This window comes from Lysobacter brunescens (assembly GCF_042677005.1).
In the GTDB taxonomy this organism is placed as follows: Bacteria; Pseudomonadota; Gammaproteobacteria; order Xanthomonadales; family Xanthomonadaceae; genus Lysobacter_I; species Lysobacter_I brunescens.
On record NZ_JBHTIF010000001.1, the window covers coordinates 2576860 to 2594130 of the forward strand.

The following is a 17271-nucleotide window of genomic DNA, read 5'->3' on the forward strand; positions in this document are numbered from 1 at the left end:
AAATCCGGCCTTCGCGGTCATCGCGGCATGATGCGCCGTGATGGGGATGTCGAACCTCAGGCCGTCGCGGCGTCCTTGAGCTTCTTCATCGGGCGCACCTTCACCTTCACGGTGGCCGGCTTCGCTGCGAAGACGGTTTCCTGGCCGGTGAAGGGGTTGATGCCCTTGCGCTTCGGCTTGGCCGCAACGCTCACCGCAGTGATCTTCAGCACGCCCGGCAGCACGAACTGGCCTGCGCCCTTCTTGCCGATGGAGGCGTGGATGGCGCCCTCGAGCGCGGCCATCACGGCGCGCACGTCCTTGGCGGCGACTTCGGTCGCGCCGGCGATGTGGGCGACCAGAGCGGACTTGCTCATCACGTCCTTGATCGGCTTCGGCGCGGCAGCCTTGGCGGGGGCCTTGGCTTTGCCGGCGACCTTCTTCGCAGCTTTTTTCTTGGTTGCCATGAGAGTGTTTTTTCCTCGTCGGATGATTGATCTTTGTCTGGGCCGGATTACCGCCCCGGCCCGTGAACTGTAGGCCATGGTCGAGGCGTCGCCAAGCCCCCGGGACGGTTTTTTTCGGGGATTTTCGGCTTTTCGACGCGTCCGTCGCCGTGTTTCCCCCGGTGTGCGCCCGCAAACCGTGTCGCGCGTGGCGGAAATGCCCTGAAAATCGCTGCGATCGGACATGGCGGGACATATCCAGACCGGTCTCGTTATCTCGCATCAAGCAATACACTGCCCCCGCTCAATGCCCCTCGCCGTTGCCGCCGAGGCGCTTCGGGTCGCCGACGATCAGCGGATCGGCGGGGCGGGCGATGCGCGAATCCTTCCCGGGGTAGGGCAGGCTGCCGAGCACGTGGCGCATGGCGTTGAGCCGGGCGCGTTTCTTGTCGTCGGACTTGACCACGGTCCACGGTGCGTCGGCGGTGTCAGTGTGGAAGAACATGGCCGACTTGGCCTCGGTGTAATCGTCCCACTTGTCCAGCGACTGCAGGTCGATCGGCGAGAGTTTCCAGTGCTTCAGCGGATCGCTGCGCCGCGACTTGAACCGGCGCAGCTGTTCCTCGCGGCTGACCGAGAACCAGAACTTGTAGAGGCGGATGCCGCTGCGCACGAGCATGCGTTCGAACTCGGGCGCTTCGCGCAGGAATTCCAGGTAATCCTCGGGCGAACAGAAGCCCATGACGCGTTCGACGCCGGCGCGGTTGTACCAGCTGCGGTCGAAGAACACGATCTCGCCGGTGGTCGGCAGGTGTTCGATGTAGCGCTGGAAATACCACTGGCCGCGCTCCTGCTCGCTCGGTTTCTCCAGCGCGACCACGCGCGCGCCTCGCGGGTTGAGGTGTTCGGTGAAGCGCTTGATCGCGCCGCCCTTGCCGGCGGCGTCGCGGCCCTCGAACAGGACGACGATGCGCTGGCCGGTGTCCTTCACCCAGCTCTGCACCTTCAGCAGTTCGATCTGCAGGCGCTTCTTTTCCGCTTCGTACTCGCGGCGGCGCAGGCGGGTGCGGTAGGGATAGTCCGCCGGCAGCGGCGCGCTGCTGCTGTCTTCGTCGCTCAGCGGCACTGCCTCCATGCGCAGCGCGGCGTCGGCGGACAGGCCGGGCTCGAGCAGGTCTGGTTCGAGCAGGTCTGGTCTAAGCGCGTCCGTCGCGATCGCCACGGCAGGCGTCGGATCGACCGGGGTGTCGGTCGTCGCCGGAATCGGCTGGACGGAATCGGGCGCGGTTGCCGACGTGGACGTGACGGCCGTGCGCGCATCGGTGGGCTGCGCGCGACGCGGACGAGGGGTGGAACGCTTGCGGGGTGCAGCCATGTCGGACTCCGGCGACGATCTGGGAATGCCCCGAGGGGGCTGTCTCATCGTCCGCCGGCCGCGCCGGATGCGCTTGAGCGAAGTCAAACGCGATGCGAGGAATGCAGCGGCGCAGCGGCGCAGCGGCGCCGGAGCGCCGGCGCCGTGTGCGGGGAAGACTCAGGCCGCTTCGTACGCGCCGTAGCCGCGCAGGCGCTTGTAGCGGCGGTCGAGCAGGTCCTCGGTCGGCAGGGCTTCGAGGGCATCCAGCTCGTTGAGCAGCACGGCCTTGAGGCGACGGGCCATCTGCACCGGGTTGCGGTGCGCGCCGCCGATCGGCTCGCGCACGATCTTGTCGATCAGGCCGAGATCCTTCAGGCGTTTGGCGGTGATCGCCATCGCGTCGGCCGCGTCCTGCTTGCGGTCGGCGGTCTTCCAGAGGATCGAGGCGCAGCCTTCCGGCGAGATCACCGAATAGGTGCTGTATTCGAGCATCAGCGTGCGGTCGCCGACGCCGATGGCGAGCGCGCCGCCGGAGCCGCCTTCGCCGATCACGGTGCACAGGATCGGCACCTTCAGCTCGGACATTTCCAGCAGGTTGCGGGCGATGGCCTCGGACTGGCCGCGCTCTTCGGCGTCGATGCCCGGCCAGGCGCCGGCGGTGTCGATGAAGGTGAGGATCGGCAGGCGGAAGCGTTCGGCCATCTTCATCAGGCGCAGCGCCTTGCGATAGCCCTCGGGCTTGGGCATGCCGAAGTTGCGGCGCACCTTGGCCTTGGTGTCGCGGCCCTTCTCGTGGCCGATCACCATCACGCTGCGGCCGTTAATGCGGGCCAGGCCGCCGACGATCGCGTTGTCGTTGGCGAAGGCGCGGTCGCCGGCCAGTTCCTGGAACTGGTCGCACATCACGCGCAGGTAGTCGAGCGTGTAGGGGCGCGCGGGATGGCGCGCGAGCTGCGAGACCTGCCAGGCGCTGAGGTCGCGGAAGATCTGGGCGGTGCGCAGGCGGAGCTTGTCCTCCAGGGCGCGCACTTCGGTGTCAATGTTGACGCCGGGACCGTTGCTGGCATGGCGGAGTTCGCGGATCTTGGTTTCGAGGTCGGCGATCGGCTGTTCGAAGTCGAGGTAGTTCGGATTCATGCGCGGGTGGGGTGTGCCGTGACCGGTTCGGGCCCCAAGTCTAGCCGACGCGGACGACAAACCGCCGTACCCCGGGGTATGTGGAACGGGGTGAGGGCCGCACGTCGCATCCGCAGATCTATGGGGATTTTTTTGCCCGTGGGCCTCAACCCGCCCAGGGTCTGGACATCGCGACCTTCACGGTGCGCACGCCGGGCAGGCTGCGCAGGGCGCTGGGCAGGTCGGCTTCCACGCGTACCGACTGCGTGCCGTTGAGGTCGAGCTGGCCGGCGCAGCCCTGCGGCAGGATCAGGTCGTAGCGCAGCGGCGTGTGCCCGGGGCGATGCTGGCCGAGCAGGGCTTCGACCTTCTGCATCAGGCCGGTTTCGCGCAGGTCCAGGCGCAGCGACAGCCGCTGCGCGTGCTGCGCGCAGATCAGCCGGTAGTCCCAGCAGCGTTTCGCGCGCAGCGCGAAGCCGCCGCTGAATTCGTCCTCGCGCAGGCCGCCTTCGATGATGAGGATGCGATCGCGGGTCAGCAGTTGCTGGTATTCGAAATAGGGTTCGGCGAAGAACGCGCATTCGAGCCGGCCGCGCCCGTCCTCGATCTGCACGAACGCCTGCGAGTCGCCGCGCTTGCGCATGCCGATGACCAGGCCGGCGACGATCACGGTGGCTTCGGAACGCCATTGCCGGCCGCCGCCGTTGTCGTCGCCGCCGCGTCCCCGCGAAGGCGGTGCGGCGCTTTCGTAGAGTTGATCGAGCTTGCCCAGGTCAGTGCCGACCAGCGCCGACAGCTCTTCGCGATACGGGTCCAGCGGATGGCCGCTGAGGTAGTGGCCGAGGGTGTCGCGTTCGCCGTTCAGACGCTGCGACAGCGGCCATTCGTCGCAGGTCGGCAGGTCGATGCTGATGTCCGGCGCACCGCTGCTGTTGCCGAACATGTCGACCATGCCGGCGTTGCGGTTGCGCGTGATCTGGTCGGTCGCCTTCAGCACTTCCGGCAGCTGCAGCAGCAGCGAGGCGCGGTTGACCGCCAGCGCATCCAGCGCGCCGGCGCTGATCAGCGCTTCCAGCGTGCGGCGGTTGAGCTTGGTGGAATCAACGCGTTTGCAGAAATCCAGCAGGTCCGCGTACGGACCATTGGCCAGGCGCTCCTCGGCGATCGATTCGCAGGCGCCGCGGCCGACGCCCTTCACCGCGCCCAGGCCGTAGCGGATCGTCTTCGGATCGGTCGCCTCGAACATGTAGACGGACGCGTTGACGTCCGGCGGCTTCACGTCCAGGCCGATCGCGCGTGCCTCGTCGAGGAAGCCGACCACCTTGTCGGTGTTGTCCATGTCCGAGGACATCACCGCCGCCATGAATTCTGCGGGGTAATGCACCTTGAGCCATGCGGTCTGGTAGGCGACCAGCGCGTAGGCCGCCGAGTGCGACTTGTTGAAGCCGTACTCCGCGAACTTTTCCATCAGGTCGAAGATCTGCGTCGCGACCTTCGGATCGACGCCGTGCTCGGCCGAGCCGGCCTCGAACTTGGCGCGTTCCTTCGCCATCTCCTCGGGCTTCTTCTTGCCCATCGCGCGGCGCAGCAGGTCGGCGCCGCCCAGCGAGTAGCCGGCCAGGACCTGGGCGATCTGCATCACCTGTTCCTGGTACACGATCACGCCGTAGGTCGGCTTCAGCACCGGCTCCAGCGCCGGGTGCGGATACGTCACCTCGGTGCGGCCATGCTTGCGGTCGACCCATTCGCGATCCATTCCCGAGCCCAGCGGGCCGGGGCGGAACAGCGCGGCGAGCGCGATGATGTCTTCGAAGGTGTCGGGCTTGGCGCGCTTGAGCAGCTCGCGCATGCCGCGCGATTCGAACTGGAACACCGCGACGGTGTCGCCGCGCGCGAACAGTTCGTAGCTCGGCTTGTCGTCGAGCGGCAGCGCGCCGATGTCGAGCGGTTCGTGGCCTTCGCGGGCGCGGCGGACGTTGATCGCCTTCACCGCCCAGTCGATGATCGTCAGCGTGCGCAGGCCGAGGAAGTCGAACTTCACCAGGCCGATGGCTTCGACGTCGTCCTTGTCGAACTGTGTGACCGGATTCCTGCCCTTGCCGGCGCCGTCGTGTTCGGCGAACAGCGGGCAGAAATCGGCCAGCGGCTTCGGTGCGATCACCACGCCACCGGCGTGCTTGCCGGCGTTGCGGGTCAGGTCTTCTAGCTGCAGCGCGAGGTCGATGAGGTCGCGGACCTCGTCCTCGCTGTTGTAGCGCTCGATGATCTCGCCGATCGCGCGGTCCGGATCCTTCTGCGCGCGCGGACTGCGGCCGAGCACGTCCTCCAGCGACAGCGGATCGGCCGGCTGCAGCGGAATCAGCTTGGAGATGCTGTCGACGAAGCCGTAGGGCAGGCCGAGCACGCGCCCGGCGTCGCGCACCACCGCCTTCGCCGACATCGTGCCGTAGGTGATGATCTGGCTGACCCGGTCGCGGCCGTACTTGCGCGCGACGTAGTCGATGACTTCGTCGCGGCGGTCCATGCAGAAGTCGATGTCGAAGTCGGGCATCGACACGCGTTCTGGGTTCAGGAAGCGCTCGAACAGCAGGTCGTACGGCAGCGGATCCAGGTCGGTGATGCCCAGTGCCCAGGCGACCAGCGAGCCCGCGCCCGAACCACGGCCGGGGCCGACGGGAATGCCGTTCTGCTTGCCCCAGTTGATGAAGTCCGCAACGATCAGGAAGTAGCCGGGGAAGCCCATCTTCACGATCACGTCCAGCTCGATGTCGAGCCGCGATTCGTAGCTGGCGCGGTCGTGGCCGGGCGCCACCGGATACTTCGCCAGGCGCGCGTCGAGGCCGTCGTGCGCTTCCTTGCGGATCCAGCTGTCGAGCGTATGGTCATCCGGAACCGGGAACGCGGGCAGGTAGTACGTGCCCAGCGACAGCCCCAGGTTGCAGCGCTTCGCGAGGTCGATCGCGTTGTCGATCGCGTCGGGCGCGTCGGGGAACAGCGCGACCATCTCGTCGGTGTCGCGGAGGTACTGCTGCGCGGTGTATTCGCGTGGACGCTTGGGATCGTCGAGCACGCGGCCGGTGGCGATGCACACGCGCGCTTCGTGCGCCTCGAAGCCGTCGGCGTCGAGGAAGCGCACGTCGTTGCTGGCGATCACCGGGATGCCGCGTTCCGCCGACGCATGCAGGGCGAAGGCATTGAAGGCCTCTTCGCCGTCGAAACCGCAGCGTGTGAGTTCCAGGTGGATGCGATCGTCGAAATGCCGCTGCCAGTCGCGCAGCCACTGCAGGGCGAGATCGTGGCGGTTGCCGGCAGCGAGCTGGCCGGCATGGCTGTGGCGCCCGGCGAGCGCGAACAGGCCCTCGTTGGCTTCGGCCAGCCACTGCGGACGCACCACCACGCCGTCGTGGCGCTGGCCTTCCATCCAGGCCCGGCTGAGCAGGCGCGACAGCGCGAGGTAGCCGCTGTTGTCGCGGCACAGCAGGGTGAGCTGCCAGGGCGTCTCGTCGCCCTCGGCGACGTAGATGTCCGCGCCGGCGATCGGCTTGATGCCCGCGCTTTCGGCGGCCTTGTAGAACTTGACCAGCGCGAACATGTTGTTGCGGTCGGTCATGGCCACCGCCGGCTGGCCCTGCGCCACGCAGCGCTGGACCAGTTCCGGGATGCGGATGGTCGAATCGGCCAGCGAATACTCGCTGTGCAGGTGGAGATGGGCGAAGCGGGAGGACATCGGCGGACCAGCGGTACCAGCCGTGCAGGTTAGGTCCGCAGGGGCATTCGGGCAAGGCTTGACGGATGCGTCCGGGTGTCGCGGAATCGCTCCCCTCGACCCCAGGCCTTTCCTGCCCGCACGGCCCGCGATGCCCCGGTTCACCGGCACCTGCCGCTTTTCGCCTCCGCTCGATCCGCGCGGTGGGCGGGTGCGTCGCGACGGCAGTACCACGGACTGGTGGCTGATCCTGGCCTGCGACCCGGAACTCGGCCGCTACCTGCGCCACCTGCATCACCTGGACGCGCGGCGCACGACCCAGCTCAGCGATCCGCTGTGGGGCCCGCACGTCTCGGTGGTGCTCGGCGAGGTGCCGACGGAGCTGTCGGCCTGGAAGGACCGCGAAGGCGCGCCGATGGCGTTCGAGATCGACTGGACGCCGCAGGCAGTCGGCGAGTACGTCTTCTACCCGGTGCGCTGCGACGATGCGCTGGACTATCGCGAGCGCCTCGGCCTGCCGCGCGAGCCGAAGCATCCGTTGCACCTGACCATCGGCAATTTCAAGAAGGCATCCGGACCGGTCTGATCCGGATGCCCGAGCCCGTGCCAGAGCAGGGCGATCAGAGGATGATCGGGCCGCCGCGGCACAGGAAGGTCACCGTGCGCGTGACGCTGCCCGAGGCATTGGTGATCGTCACCGTCTGCGTGTGCTGGGAACCGATGCTGCAGTAGCCGTAGAAATCGCTGCGGCCGGTTTCGTTGATGGTCATGCCGCGACCCGACCACGCGACCGTCGCCGGGCTGTCCGAGTTGAAGACGACGAAGCAGTAGAAGCGACCGCCGCCGTTGTCGAGCGGGCAGGCGAAGGTGCTGATGGTCGGCGTTGCGGCCTGCGCCGGGGCCGGTGCGACCAGTGCGGCGGCGGACAGTCCCGCCAGCAGCGCGGCGGACAGCAGGGGCGAGCGGGTGAAAGCGTTCTGCATGTTCATCTCCATATGAGTTCCATTGCGAGCGGGCCAGTGCGCGACTGCGGTGGAGTCCTGCCTCCCGGCGGGATGCGGCCCGGTGCATCCGCTTCCGCATGGATCGCAGGGGGCATGGTATCGGCACGCCGTCGCAGCGCGTGCGGCGCATCGCGCCATTCGTGGTGGCCGATGGCGCCGCCGGTCAGTCTGCGACGCCGCCGGCGTGCAGGGCCAGCGCCTCGCGCACCGGTGTATAGCTGCGTCGATGTTCGGGGCAGGGGCCATGCATCCTGAGCGCGTCCAGATGGACCGGGCTGGGATAGCCCTTGTGGCGGTCGAATCCGTACTGCGGCCAGCGCGCATGCAGTTCGAGCATGCGCCTGTCGCGCGCGACCTTCGCGAGGATCGACGCGGCCATGATCGCCGGTTCGATGGCGTCTCCGCCGACCAGGGCCTCGGCCGGGCAGGGCAGCGATGTCGGCAGCCGGTTGCCGTCGATCCGCGCGAAGGTCGCTGCAGGCGTCAGCGCTTCGAGCGCGCGCTGCATGCCGGTCAGCGTGGCCTGCAGGATGTTGAGGCGGTCGATCTCCCCGGCGTCGACGAATTCGATGCGCCATGCCAGCGCGCATTCGATGATCCGCGGATACAGCGCTTCGCGACGCGCTTCGCTGAGCTTCTTGGAATCGTTCAGCCCGTCGATCGGGCGCGTGGGATCGAGGATGACCGCAGCAACGGTCACCGGCCCGGCCAGCGGCCCGCGTCCCGCTTCGTCGACGCCTGCGACGAGTGATCGCGATGCATGACCGGAAGCCGCGTGCGCCTCGCCATCGAACAGCCCTGCCGCGCCAGTGGGGGCGCCGGATCGACGTCGCGCCACGTCAGACCGCCCGGACGTAGCCCAGGTCGCGCCGCGGGACGCCCAGCAGCTCGGCCACGGCTTCCGCCGCGCGTGCCGAGGCGTCGCGGCGCAGCTGCGTGTGGATGTCCGTGAAATGCGGGAGCAGCGCGTCAACGGCGGCGGGCTGGCCGAGCCAGCGCAGGCAGGCGGCGGCGAGTTTCTCCGGCGTGCAGTCGTCCTGCAGCAGCTCGGGCACCAGCGGCGCGTCGGCCAGCACGTTCGGCAGGCTGACGTAGCGGGTCTTGAGCAGCTTGAAGAACGTGACGATGCGGTAGGTGGTGGGCGAGATACGGTGGCCCACGACCATCGGCCGCTTGCACAGCATGCCTTCCAGCGCGGCGGTGCCCGAAGCCAGCAGCACCGCGTCGCTGGCGATCATCGCGCGCTGCGCGTCGCCATCGAGCACGCGCACGCGCGCGGCGAGATCCGGCTGCGAGGCCAGCTGCGCACGGATCGCGGCGTCGCACTCGGCGTTCGCGGCCGGCAGCAGGATCTGCAGTGCCGGGATGGACCGCGCGACGAGTCCGCCCGCCTGCAGGAAAAGCGGCAGCATCTTCTCGATCTCGCCCAGGCGGCTGCCGGGCAGCATCGCGAGGACCGGCGTGTCGTCCGGGATCACCAGGGCATGCCGCGACGCGAGGCGATCGGGCTGCATCGGGATCGCATCGGCCAGCGGATGGCCGACGAAGCGCGCGTCGACGCCGTGCTTCGCGTAGATCGGCGGTTCCATCGGGAACAGGCAGAGCACGCGGTCGGCGCTGCGCCCGATCTTCGCGGCGCGGCCCTCGCGCCAGGCCCAGACCGACGGGCTGACGTAATGCACGGTGCGCACGCCGCGTTGCTTGAGCCACTGTTCGACGCCGAGGTTGAAGTCCGGTGCGTCGATGCCGATGAACACGTCGGGCCGCCAGGCAAGCAGGCGCTTGCGCAGGTTCGCGCGCAGCTTCAGCAGGCGGGGCAGGTGCTTCAGTACTTCGACGAGGCCCATGACCGCGAGTTCCTGGCTGTCGTGCCAGGCCTCCAGACCGGCCGCGCGCATCGCCGGGCCGCCCACGCCCGCGAATTCGGCCTGCGGGAAACGCGCGCGCAGTTCTGCGATGAGGCCGGCGCCGAGCACGTCGCCGGAGGCTTCACCGGCGACGAGCGCGATGCGCAGGTGGCCGGAGGGCTGGGTTCGGGAGTCGGATGAGGTCACGGCCGGTGCACCAGGGGAACGCCGTCATTGTGCGCCGGCGATGGCGGCTTCGCCATGCCGGTGCCGGGTTCAGCGCAGCAGCGGGCGCTCGCCGCGCTCGATGAAGTCCAGGAACGCGCGCACGTCGTCGCTGCCGCTGGCCAGTTCGGCGAGCTGGGCCTTGGCGTCGGTGAGGTTCGCGCCGGACATGTAGAGCGCGCGGTAGGCGCGTTTGATCGCGGCGACGCGCTCGGCGTCGAAACCGCGGCGCTTGAGGCCTTCGCTGTTGATGCCGCGCGGCCGACCGTAGTCTTCCTGCGCTACCATCAGGTAAGGCGGTACGTCGCCGTTGACGAACGCGCCCATGCCGATGAAGGCGTGGGCGCCGATCCGGCAGAACTGGTGCACGCCGGCGAAGCCGCTGAGGATGACGTGATTGCCCACCTCGACGTGGCCGGCCAGCGTGGCGTTGTTCGAGAACACGCAGTCGTCGCCGACGATGCAGTCGTGCGCGACGTGGACGTAGGCCAGGAACCAGTTGCGGTCGCCGATGCGGGTGATGCCGCCGCCGCTGCCGGTGCCGCGGTTGATGGTGACGAACTCGCGGATCATGTTGCCGTCGCCGATCACCAGTTCGGTGCGCTCGCCGGCGAACTTCTTGTCCTGCGGATCGCCGCCGATCGCAGCATGGCCGTGGATGCGGTTGTCGCGGCCGATGCGGGTCGGGCCAAGGATGCTGCAGTGCGGACCGATCCGCGTGCCGTCGCCGATCTCCACCTCCGCGCCGATCACCGTGAACGGTCCGATCTCGACATTCGCGCCGATCCGGGCGTCCGGATGGATGCTGGCGAGCGGGCTGATGCTGACGGCGCCCATGGTCATGCCTGGTTCTGGCTTTCCGCGCAGAGGATCTCGGCGCGCGCCGCTTCCTTGCCCTCGACGCTGGCGATGCCTTCGTACAGCGCCATGTTGCGGATGCGGCGCTTGAGCGAGACATGCAGGTCGACGCGGTCGCCCGGCACGATCATCCGGCTGAAGCGCGCGTTGTCGACCTTGACCAGGTAGAACAGCTTGTCTTCGCAGGGGCCGTCGCCGCTGAGGCGGGTGGTCAGCTGGTAGAGCACGCCGCCGGCCTGCGCCAGGGCTTCGATCACCAGCACGCCGGGCATGACCGGCTGCGACGGGAAGTGGCCCTCGAAGAACTCCTCGTTGCCCGAGACGTTCTTGTAGGCATGGATGCTCTGGCCCGGCTCGAACGCGACGACGCGGTCGACCAGCAGGAAGGGGTAGCGGTGCGGCAGCAGCTTCTTGATTTCGTTCGCGCCGATGGGCAGCGAGATCGCCTGGCAGGGCTCGGTCGATGTCATTGGGGTTCCTTGTTGCGCGCTGCGGCCTGGCGGGCCAGCGCGTCGAGCTGTTTGAAACGGGCGGCGCTCTTGCGCCAGCTGCGGTTGTCCATGAGCGGCGTTCCGGACGAGTATTCGCCCGGTTCGCGGATCGAACTGGTGACCAGGCTCATGGCGGTGACCACCACCCGGTCGCAGACATCCAGATGACCAAGGATACCCGCGCCGCCGCCGATCAGGCAGTAGCGGCCGATCGTGGCGCTGCCGGCGACGGCCGAGCAGCCTGCCATCGCGCTGTGCGCGCCGATGCGGACGTTGTGGCCGATCTGGATCTGGTTGTCGAGGCGCACGTCCTCTTCCAGCACGGTGTCGTCCAGCGCGCCGCGGTCGATCGTCGTGTTCGCGCCGATCTCGCAGTCATCGCCGACGACCACGCCGCCAAGTTGCGGCACCTTGAGCCAGCGTCCGTGGTCCATCGCCAGGCCGAAACCGTCCGCGCCGAGCACGGCGCCGGGATGGATCAGCACCCGCTTGCCCAGGCGGACGCGGCGCACCAGGCTGACGTTCGCGACCAGCTCGCAGCCTGCGCCGACGACGCAGTCCTCGCCGATCACGCAGCCCGGGCCGATCATCGCGCCGGCGTCGACGCGTGTCCGGGGCCCGATGCTGACGAAGGGACCGATGCTGGCTTCGGGCGAGACCTCGGCCGAGGGATCGACGACCGCCATCGCATGCACGCCGGGCACGACGGCCGGGCGGACGTCGAACAGCGCGGACATCTTCGCGAACGCCGCGTAGGGATCCTTCGCGATCAGCGCGTTGCCGGAGAAGCCTTCCGCGTCCTCCGCGCGCATGACCACCAGCCCGGCGCCGGTCGCGGCGAGCTGGTTGCGGTAGCGGGGATTGGCGAGGAAGGCAAGCTGGTGCGCGCCCGCGCGGGCGAGTGTGGCGACGCCTTCGATGCGCCAGGCGGGGTCGCCGCGCAGTTCGAGGTCGAACCGCGCGGCGAGGTCGGATGCGGAATGAGTGGCGGACACGGGACGCTCCGTCCGGAGGATCAGAGCGCCGCGATCAGAACGCGCCGCCGAAGGTGAACTGCAGGCGTTCCAGTTCGTCGGTTTCCTCGCTGCGCAGCGGGAAGGCGTAGCTGATCGAGATCGGGCCGACCGGCGCGCGCCACAGCAGGGCCACGCCCGCCGACGCGCGCAGCTCGCCGGCGTCGAAGCTGTCGATGTCCTTGAAGACGTTGCCGAAGTCCAGGAACGCCGAGACGCGGGCGGCCGGGCTGTCGAGCAGCGAGGGGAAGAACATTTCCAGCGAACCGACGGTCTTCAGCGCGCCGCCGATGGGCTGGCGGACCGGGCTGCCGAGCGAGAAGTCGACCGGGCCGAGGGTGTTGTCGCGGAAGCCGCGCACCGAGCGCACGCCGCCGGCGTAGAAATTCTCGAAGAACGGCAGGCCGCTGGCGATCAGCACGTCGTTGAGCGAAGCGTTCGGGCCGCAGTCCGCGTCGGAGTACTGCTTGGTCGGACGCGGCGGACGGTTGCCGCGCGCTTCGCAGATCAGCTGCACCTTGTCCGAGCCGTAGCTGTCGCCGTAGCCGAGCTGGAAGCGCGTGTTCAGCACCAGGGCGCGGTTGATCGGCCAGTACTTCGAGAACTCGTAGTTGATCTTGTAGTACTCGGCGGTCGAGCCGGGCAGGGTGATTTCCGCCGAGAGGCGCTGCTTGGTGCCGCGCGTCGGGGTGAAGAAGTCGTTGAGCGTGTCGCGCGCCCAGCCCAGCTCCGCGCGCCAGGCGTGGAACGTGCGCTGGCCGACGGCGTCGATGTAGCGGTTGACGCTGACCGGCGACGCGGTCGGGAAGGTGAAGATCTCGTTGCGGTCGACGCCGAACACGAGCGAGACGCTGTCGTTCTCGGTGATCGGCACGCCCAGCACGGTCTGCGCCGCGGCGCTGGTCGTCGAGTACTGGGCGGTGTTGAAGTCGGAGTTGTCGAACTCGCGCCACCAGAGGTTGTAGCCCAGCGACATGCCCGAGTCGGTGAAGTACGGGTTGAGGAACGAGAACGAGTAGCGCTGCAGGTAGCTGCTGCGCTGCACTTCCACGCTGACCTGGTTGCCGGTGCCGAGGAAGTTGTTCTGCGACAGCTGGATCGTGGTGTTCAGGCCCGACAGCTGCGAATAGCCCAGGCCGAAGGTGAAGCTGCCCGAGGTGGTTTCCTTGACGGTGACGACCACGTCGACCTGGTCGTTGGTGCCGGCGACCGGTTCGGACTCGACCTGCACCGAGCCGCTCTCGAAGAAGCCCAGGCGCTGCAGGCGGACCTTGGAGCGGTCGATCGCGGCCTGCGAGTACCACGCGCCCTCGAACTGGCGCATTTCACGGCGCATGACTTCGTTGGAGGTGCGGGTATTGCCCTTGAAGACGATGCGGCGCACGGTCACGCGCGGACCCGGGATGACCTGCAGGGTCAGGGCGACGGTGCGCTTCTCGCGGTCGAGTTCCGGGATCGGCTTGACCTCGGCGAACGCGTAGCCGACGTTGCCCAGCGCAGCGGTGATCGAGTCGGAGGTCAGTTCGAGCAGCGAGCGCGAGAAGGTCTGGCCGGGACGCACCAGCTGGTAGAAGTCGATCTGTTCCTTCGACAGCACGGTGTCGCCGGTGATCTTCACGTCGGAGATCGTGTACACCTCGCCTTCGGTGATGCCGAGGCTGATGTACATGTCGCGCTTGTCCGGGCTGATCGAGACCTGGGTGCCGGTCTCGGCGAAGTCCACGTAGCCGCGGTCGAGGTAGAAGTTGCGCAGGCGTTCGAGGTCGCCGGTGAGCTTTTCGCGCGAATACTGGTCGTCGCGGCGATACCAGCTCAGCCAGTTCGTCTCGTCCGATTCCCAGGACTTGCGCAGTTCCTTCTCTTCGAAGGTCTCGTTGCCGAGCAGGTTGATGTGGCGGATCCGCGCGGCCTTGCCTTCGTCGATGGCGATGGTCAGGTCGACGCGGTTGCGGTCGAGACGCGCGATCTTCGGGGTGATCTCGACGTTGTACTTGCCGCGGTTGTTGTAGGCGCGGTTGAGTTCCAGCGTCACGCGGTCCAGGGCGAGGCGGTCGAAGGTCTCGCCCTCGGCGATGCCGATTTCCTTGAGGTTGCGGGTCAGGTCCTCGGTCTTGAGGTCCTTGTTGCCGGTGATCGTCAGCGTGTTGATCGCCGGGCGTTCGGTCACGGTCACGACGAGGATGTCGCCTTCGCGGTCGAAGCGGATGTCCTCGAAGAACCCGGTCTTGTACAGGGCGCGCATCGCTTCGCCGATGCGGCCGGAATCGATCTGGTCGCCGCGTTCGATCGGCAGGTACGTGAAGACGGTGCCGGCGCCGATGCGCTGCAGGCCGTCGACGCGGATGTCCGAGACGGTGAACGACGAGGACGACGCCGAGGACGCGGCCTGTGCGAGCGAGGGCGGGGTGTGGAACGAAGCCAGGCTCGTGGCGAGGGCAATGGCCAGCAGGCGGCGGGTGGGCGTGCGCGTCATCTAGTACGTCCGAAGGAGGGGCTTGGGGCGGGTGGTTCGGGTGGAACGGTGGAGCGTCGAGCATCGCCTTGGCGGGCGTCAGTCGCCGGTTTCGGCCGCGTGTCCCGACGGGCGGTCGCCGATCGGAAGGTCGCGGCCGGGCACGGGCGACATCCGGGTCATCGGATCAGCCCCTGCAGGTCGTTGTAGAACGCGAGGCCCATGAGCCCCAGGATCAGCGCCAGCCCGACATACTGCCCGGCGGCCATCGCACGTTCGCTTAACGGACTGCCTTTGACCAACTCGATAAGGTAATACAGCAGCTGCCCCCCGTCCAAGACCGGGACGGGAAGCAGGTTGAGGACGGCCAGGCTCAGGCTGAGCAGGGCGAGCAGACTGAGGTACCAGGCCAGGCCGTTCCGGGCGTAGGCGTTGGCGGCCCTGGCGATGCCGATCGGGCCGGAGACCGTGTCCTTCGCTTCCATCCGGCCGCTGAAGGCGCGCTGGATCATGGCGAACAGCTCGCCGGTCTGGAATTTCGTCTCGCGCAGCGCGGCGGGCACGGCCTGCAGCGGGCCGTAGCGCAGGACCACGTCCTTGCGCGGTTCCGCCGGGGTCACGCCCAGCCGCCAATGGCCCGGCGGTGCGGGGTCCTTGCGCGGCGCGACGGTGACGAAACTGCGCCGACCCTCGCGCTCGATCTCGATCCGCGCGCCGCCCGTGGGCCCCGCCTTCGCGACCAGCGGCGCGATGTCGGCCCAGTTGCCGATCGGCGTGCCGTCGATCGACAGGATCCGGTCGCCGGGCTGGATCGTGCCGTGGCTGGCGCCTTCGGCCGGCACTTCGCCGACGACCGGCGGAGGGATGTCCTGATGGCGCGGCACGATCCCGATCTGGCCGAGGGTGGCCTGCAGGTCGCCGCCGGCAGGCAGGCGCGAGAAGTCCATCCGGCGCGTGCTTTCGGCGCCATCGGCACTGCGCACGACCACCGGCGTCGGGGCGCGGTCCAGGGCCGACGTGACGAGGGCCATGCTGGCCTCGGTCCAGGTCGGGGTCAGGCGGTCGCCGACCGAGACCAGGGTGTCGCCGGGGCGCAGGCCGGCCTGCGCGGCCACGCCGCCGACCTGGCCGAGCGTCGGCGCGTAGTCCGGGCGACCGATGACGAACATCAGCCAGAGCAGGGCGATGCAGAGGACGAAGTTGGCCAGCGGACCAGCGACGGCGATCAGCATGCGCTGGCCGACGGTCTTGCTGCCGTGGGCCTGGCTGCGTTCGGCCTCGGTGACCTCGCCGACGCGGTCGGCCAGTTCGTGTTCGCCGAGCATGCGGACGTAGCCGCCGAGCGGGATCGGCGCGACCGCCCATTCGGTGCCGTGGCGGTCGGTGCGCATCCAGATCGGTTTGCCGAAGCCCACCGAGAAGCGGAGCACCTTCACACCGCACCAGCGGGCGGCGAGGTAGTGGCCGAGTTCGTGGAAGGTGACGAGGATGCCGAGGGCGACGATCAGCCACCAGGCGGATGCGAGGAATTCGGTCATGGCGTGGCCTCGCGGGAGATCGCTTCGCGCACGGCGGCGCGCGTGGCCGCGTCGGCGTCGAGCAGGGCATCGAGCGAATCGGCCGCAGCGTGGGACATGCGTTGCAGGGCGTCTTCGACCAGTGCGGGGATGGACAGGAAAGCGATGCGGCCCTGAAGAAAGGCTGAAACCGCCTCTTCGTTGGCGGCGTTGAGCACGGCGGTGGCGCAGCCGCCGGCATCCAGTGCGGCGTAGGCCAGGCGCAGGCAGGGGAAGGCGTCGAGATCCGGCGCCTCGAAATCGAGCCGACCCTGCGCGAGCAGGTCGAGACCGGCGACGCCGGAGACGATGCGCTCGGGCCAGGCGAAACCGACCGCCAGCGCGGTGCGCATGTCGGGCAGGCCGAGTTGCGCGAGCGTCGAACCGTCGACGAATTCCACCAAAGAATGCACCAGGCTCTGCGGATGCACGAGCACGCCGATGCGGTCGCTGGACAGATCGAACAGGTGGTGCGCCTCGATCACTTCGAGGCCCTTGTTCATCAGCGTGGCGGAGTCGACCGAGATCTTCGGCCCCATCGACCACTTCGGGTGCGCCACGGCCTGCGCGGGCGTGACGCCGGCCAGTTCGGCCCGTGAACGGCCACGGAACGGGCCGCCCGACGCCGTGAGCTGGATGCGCGTGAGGCCGGCGCGGGCATGCGAATCCGGCAGGCACTGGAAGATCGCGTTGTGCTCGCTGTCGATCGGCACGATGTCGGCGCCATGCTCGCGCACCGTGCGCATCAGCAGGTCGCCGGCGAGGACCAGCGACTCCTTGTTGGCCAGCAGCAGGCGCTTGCCGGCGCGGGCGGCGGCGAGCGTGGACGACAGCCCGGCAGCGCCGACGATCGCGGCGACCACGGTATCGGTGCCGGCATCGGCGGCGAGCGCGTCGATCGCGGCCATGCCGGCGTGCGCCCGGGTGTCCAGGCCGACCGCGCGCAGGCCGTCGCGCAGGGCGGCGTAGGCGGACTCCTCGGCGACGGCGGCATGGGCCGGACGGTGGCTGCGGCACAGGTCGACGAGCGCGTCGACGTTGCGGCCGGCGACCAGCACGTCCGCTCGGAGGCGGTCGGGGTGGCGCGCGATCACGTCCAGCGCCGAGGTGCCGATGGAGCCAGTGGCGCCGAAGACGGCGACGCGCCTCATCGGAACGCTCCGCAGACCGGGCGACGGGAAGGGGACAGCTTGCGCATGGCAGGGATCGACCGCATCACGG

At 68.7% G+C, this 17271-nt stretch carries 14 protein-coding genes; 1 reads left to right on the plus strand and 13 read right to left on the minus strand.

Features of this window, described 5'->3' with window-relative positions; all coding sequences use genetic code 11:
- Positions 1–56: 56 nt before the first annotated feature.
- From ACFQ0E_RS11490 to dnaE, 4 genes are all read right to left on the minus strand, one after another.
- Positions 57–446 (minus strand): HU family DNA-binding protein, encoded by a 390-nt coding sequence (locus ACFQ0E_RS11490; protein WP_137853364.1) that lies wholly within the window; start codon positions 444–446, stop codon positions 57–59.
- Positions 447–729: 283 nt separating this feature from the next.
- Positions 730–1800 carry a polyphosphate kinase 2 gene (ppk2, locus tag ACFQ0E_RS11495; protein ID WP_386823768.1) on the minus strand — a complete coding sequence of 357 codons (1071 nt, stop codon included), beginning with the start codon at positions 1798–1800 and terminating at the stop codon, positions 730–732.
- Between the two features lie 159 nt (positions 1801–1959).
- Positions 1960–2919: an acetyl-CoA carboxylase carboxyltransferase subunit alpha gene (locus ACFQ0E_RS11500; protein WP_386823769.1), complete on the minus strand. Its 960-nt coding sequence runs from the start codon at positions 2917–2919 to the stop codon at positions 1960–1962.
- 145 nt (positions 2920–3064) lie between these two features.
- Entirely contained in the window at positions 3065–6625 is a 3561-nt protein-coding gene (gene dnaE, locus ACFQ0E_RS11505) for a DNA polymerase III subunit alpha (RefSeq protein ID WP_386823770.1), read from the minus strand.
- Between the two features lie 130 nt (positions 6626–6755).
- Here dnaE and ACFQ0E_RS11510 point away from each other — a divergent pair, with 130 nt between their 5' ends.
- Positions 6756–7190: a hypothetical protein gene (locus ACFQ0E_RS11510; RefSeq protein ID WP_386823771.1), complete on the plus strand. Its 435-nt coding sequence runs from the start codon at positions 6756–6758 to the stop codon at positions 7188–7190.
- 34 nt (positions 7191–7224) lie between these two features.
- On the opposite strand, the gene ACFQ0E_RS11515 is transcribed toward ACFQ0E_RS11510, so the two are convergent.
- From ACFQ0E_RS11515 to ACFQ0E_RS11555, 9 genes are all read right to left on the minus strand, one after another.
- Complete coding sequence (locus ACFQ0E_RS11515; protein WP_386823773.1) at positions 7225–7587, minus strand: hypothetical protein; 363 nt, start codon at positions 7585–7587, stop codon at positions 7225–7227.
- 184 nt (positions 7588–7771) lie between these two features.
- Entirely contained in the window at positions 7772–8404 is a 633-nt protein-coding gene (gene rnhB, locus ACFQ0E_RS11520; protein WP_386824126.1) for a ribonuclease HII, read from the minus strand.
- A gap of 43 nt (positions 8405–8447) precedes the next feature.
- Positions 8448–9662 carry a lipid-A-disaccharide synthase gene (lpxB, locus tag ACFQ0E_RS11525; RefSeq protein WP_386823775.1) on the minus strand — a complete coding sequence of 405 codons (1215 nt, stop codon included), beginning with the start codon at positions 9660–9662 and terminating at the stop codon, positions 8448–8450.
- Between the two features lie 69 nt (positions 9663–9731).
- A complete protein-coding gene (gene lpxA / locus ACFQ0E_RS11530) occupies positions 9732–10523 on the minus strand; it encodes an acyl-ACP--UDP-N-acetylglucosamine O-acyltransferase (RefSeq protein WP_386823776.1) in 792 nt (263 codons plus the stop codon).
- Entirely contained in the window at positions 10520–11008 is a 489-nt protein-coding gene (gene fabZ, locus ACFQ0E_RS11535) for a 3-hydroxyacyl-ACP dehydratase FabZ (RefSeq protein WP_386823778.1), read from the minus strand. Before fabZ ends, lpxA begins: the two co-directional genes overlap by 4 nt.
- Positions 11005–12024 carry a UDP-3-O-(3-hydroxymyristoyl)glucosamine N-acyltransferase gene (lpxD, locus tag ACFQ0E_RS11540; RefSeq protein WP_386823780.1) on the minus strand — a complete coding sequence of 340 codons (1020 nt, stop codon included), beginning with the start codon at positions 12022–12024 and terminating at the stop codon, positions 11005–11007. Before lpxD ends, fabZ begins: the two co-directional genes overlap by 4 nt.
- Positions 12025–12058: 34 nt before the next feature.
- Entirely contained in the window at positions 12059–14515 is a 2457-nt protein-coding gene (gene bamA / locus ACFQ0E_RS11545; protein WP_386823782.1) for an outer membrane protein assembly factor BamA, read from the minus strand.
- Positions 14516–14673: 158 nt separating this feature from the next.
- Positions 14674–16032, minus strand: a complete 1359-nt coding sequence (gene rseP / locus ACFQ0E_RS11550; RefSeq protein WP_386823784.1) for an RIP metalloprotease RseP — start codon at positions 16030–16032, stop codon at positions 14674–14676.
- Positions 16029–17201, minus strand: coding sequence for a 1-deoxy-D-xylulose-5-phosphate reductoisomerase (locus tag ACFQ0E_RS11555; RefSeq protein WP_386823786.1), 1173 nt, complete (start codon positions 17199–17201; stop codon positions 16029–16031). Before ACFQ0E_RS11555 ends, rseP begins: the two co-directional genes overlap by 4 nt.
- Positions 17202–17271 lie beyond the last annotated feature (70 nt).

Bases quoted from the DNA above. Each gene is read 5' to 3' on its own strand.
- ACFQ0E_RS11490 (WP_137853364.1), bottom strand. From the start codon at position 446: ATGGCAACCAAGAAAAAAGCTGCGAAGAAGGTCGCCGGCAAAGCCAAG.
- ppk2 (WP_386823768.1), bottom strand. From the start codon at position 1,800: ATGGCTGCACCCCGCAAGCGTTCCACCCCTCGTCCGCGTCGCGCGCAG.
- ACFQ0E_RS11500 (WP_386823769.1), bottom strand. From the start codon at position 2,919: ATGAATCCGAACTACCTCGACTTCGAACAGCCGATCGCCGACCTCGAA.
- dnaE (WP_386823770.1), bottom strand. From the start codon at position 6,625: ATGTCCTCCCGCTTCGCCCATCTCCACCTGCACAGCGAGTATTCGCTG.
- ACFQ0E_RS11510 (WP_386823771.1), top strand. From the start codon at position 6,756: ATGCCCCGGTTCACCGGCACCTGCCGCTTTTCGCCTCCGCTCGATCCG.
- ACFQ0E_RS11515 (WP_386823773.1), bottom strand. From the start codon at position 7,587: ATGCAGAACGCTTTCACCCGCTCGCCCCTGCTGTCCGCCGCGCTGCTG.
- lpxA (WP_386823776.1), bottom strand. From the start codon at position 10,523: ATGACCATGGGCGCCGTCAGCATCAGCCCGCTCGCCAGCATCCATCCG.
- fabZ (WP_386823778.1), bottom strand. From the start codon at position 11,008: ATGACATCGACCGAGCCCTGCCAGGCGATCTCGCTGCCCATCGGCGCG.
- bamA (WP_386823782.1), bottom strand. From the start codon at position 14,515: ATGACGCGCACGCCCACCCGCCGCCTGCTGGCCATTGCCCTCGCCACG.
- rseP (WP_386823784.1), bottom strand. From the start codon at position 16,032: ATGACCGAATTCCTCGCATCCGCCTGGTGGCTGATCGTCGCCCTCGGC.
- ACFQ0E_RS11555 (WP_386823786.1), bottom strand. From the start codon at position 17,201: ATGAGGCGCGTCGCCGTCTTCGGCGCCACTGGCTCCATCGGCACCTCG.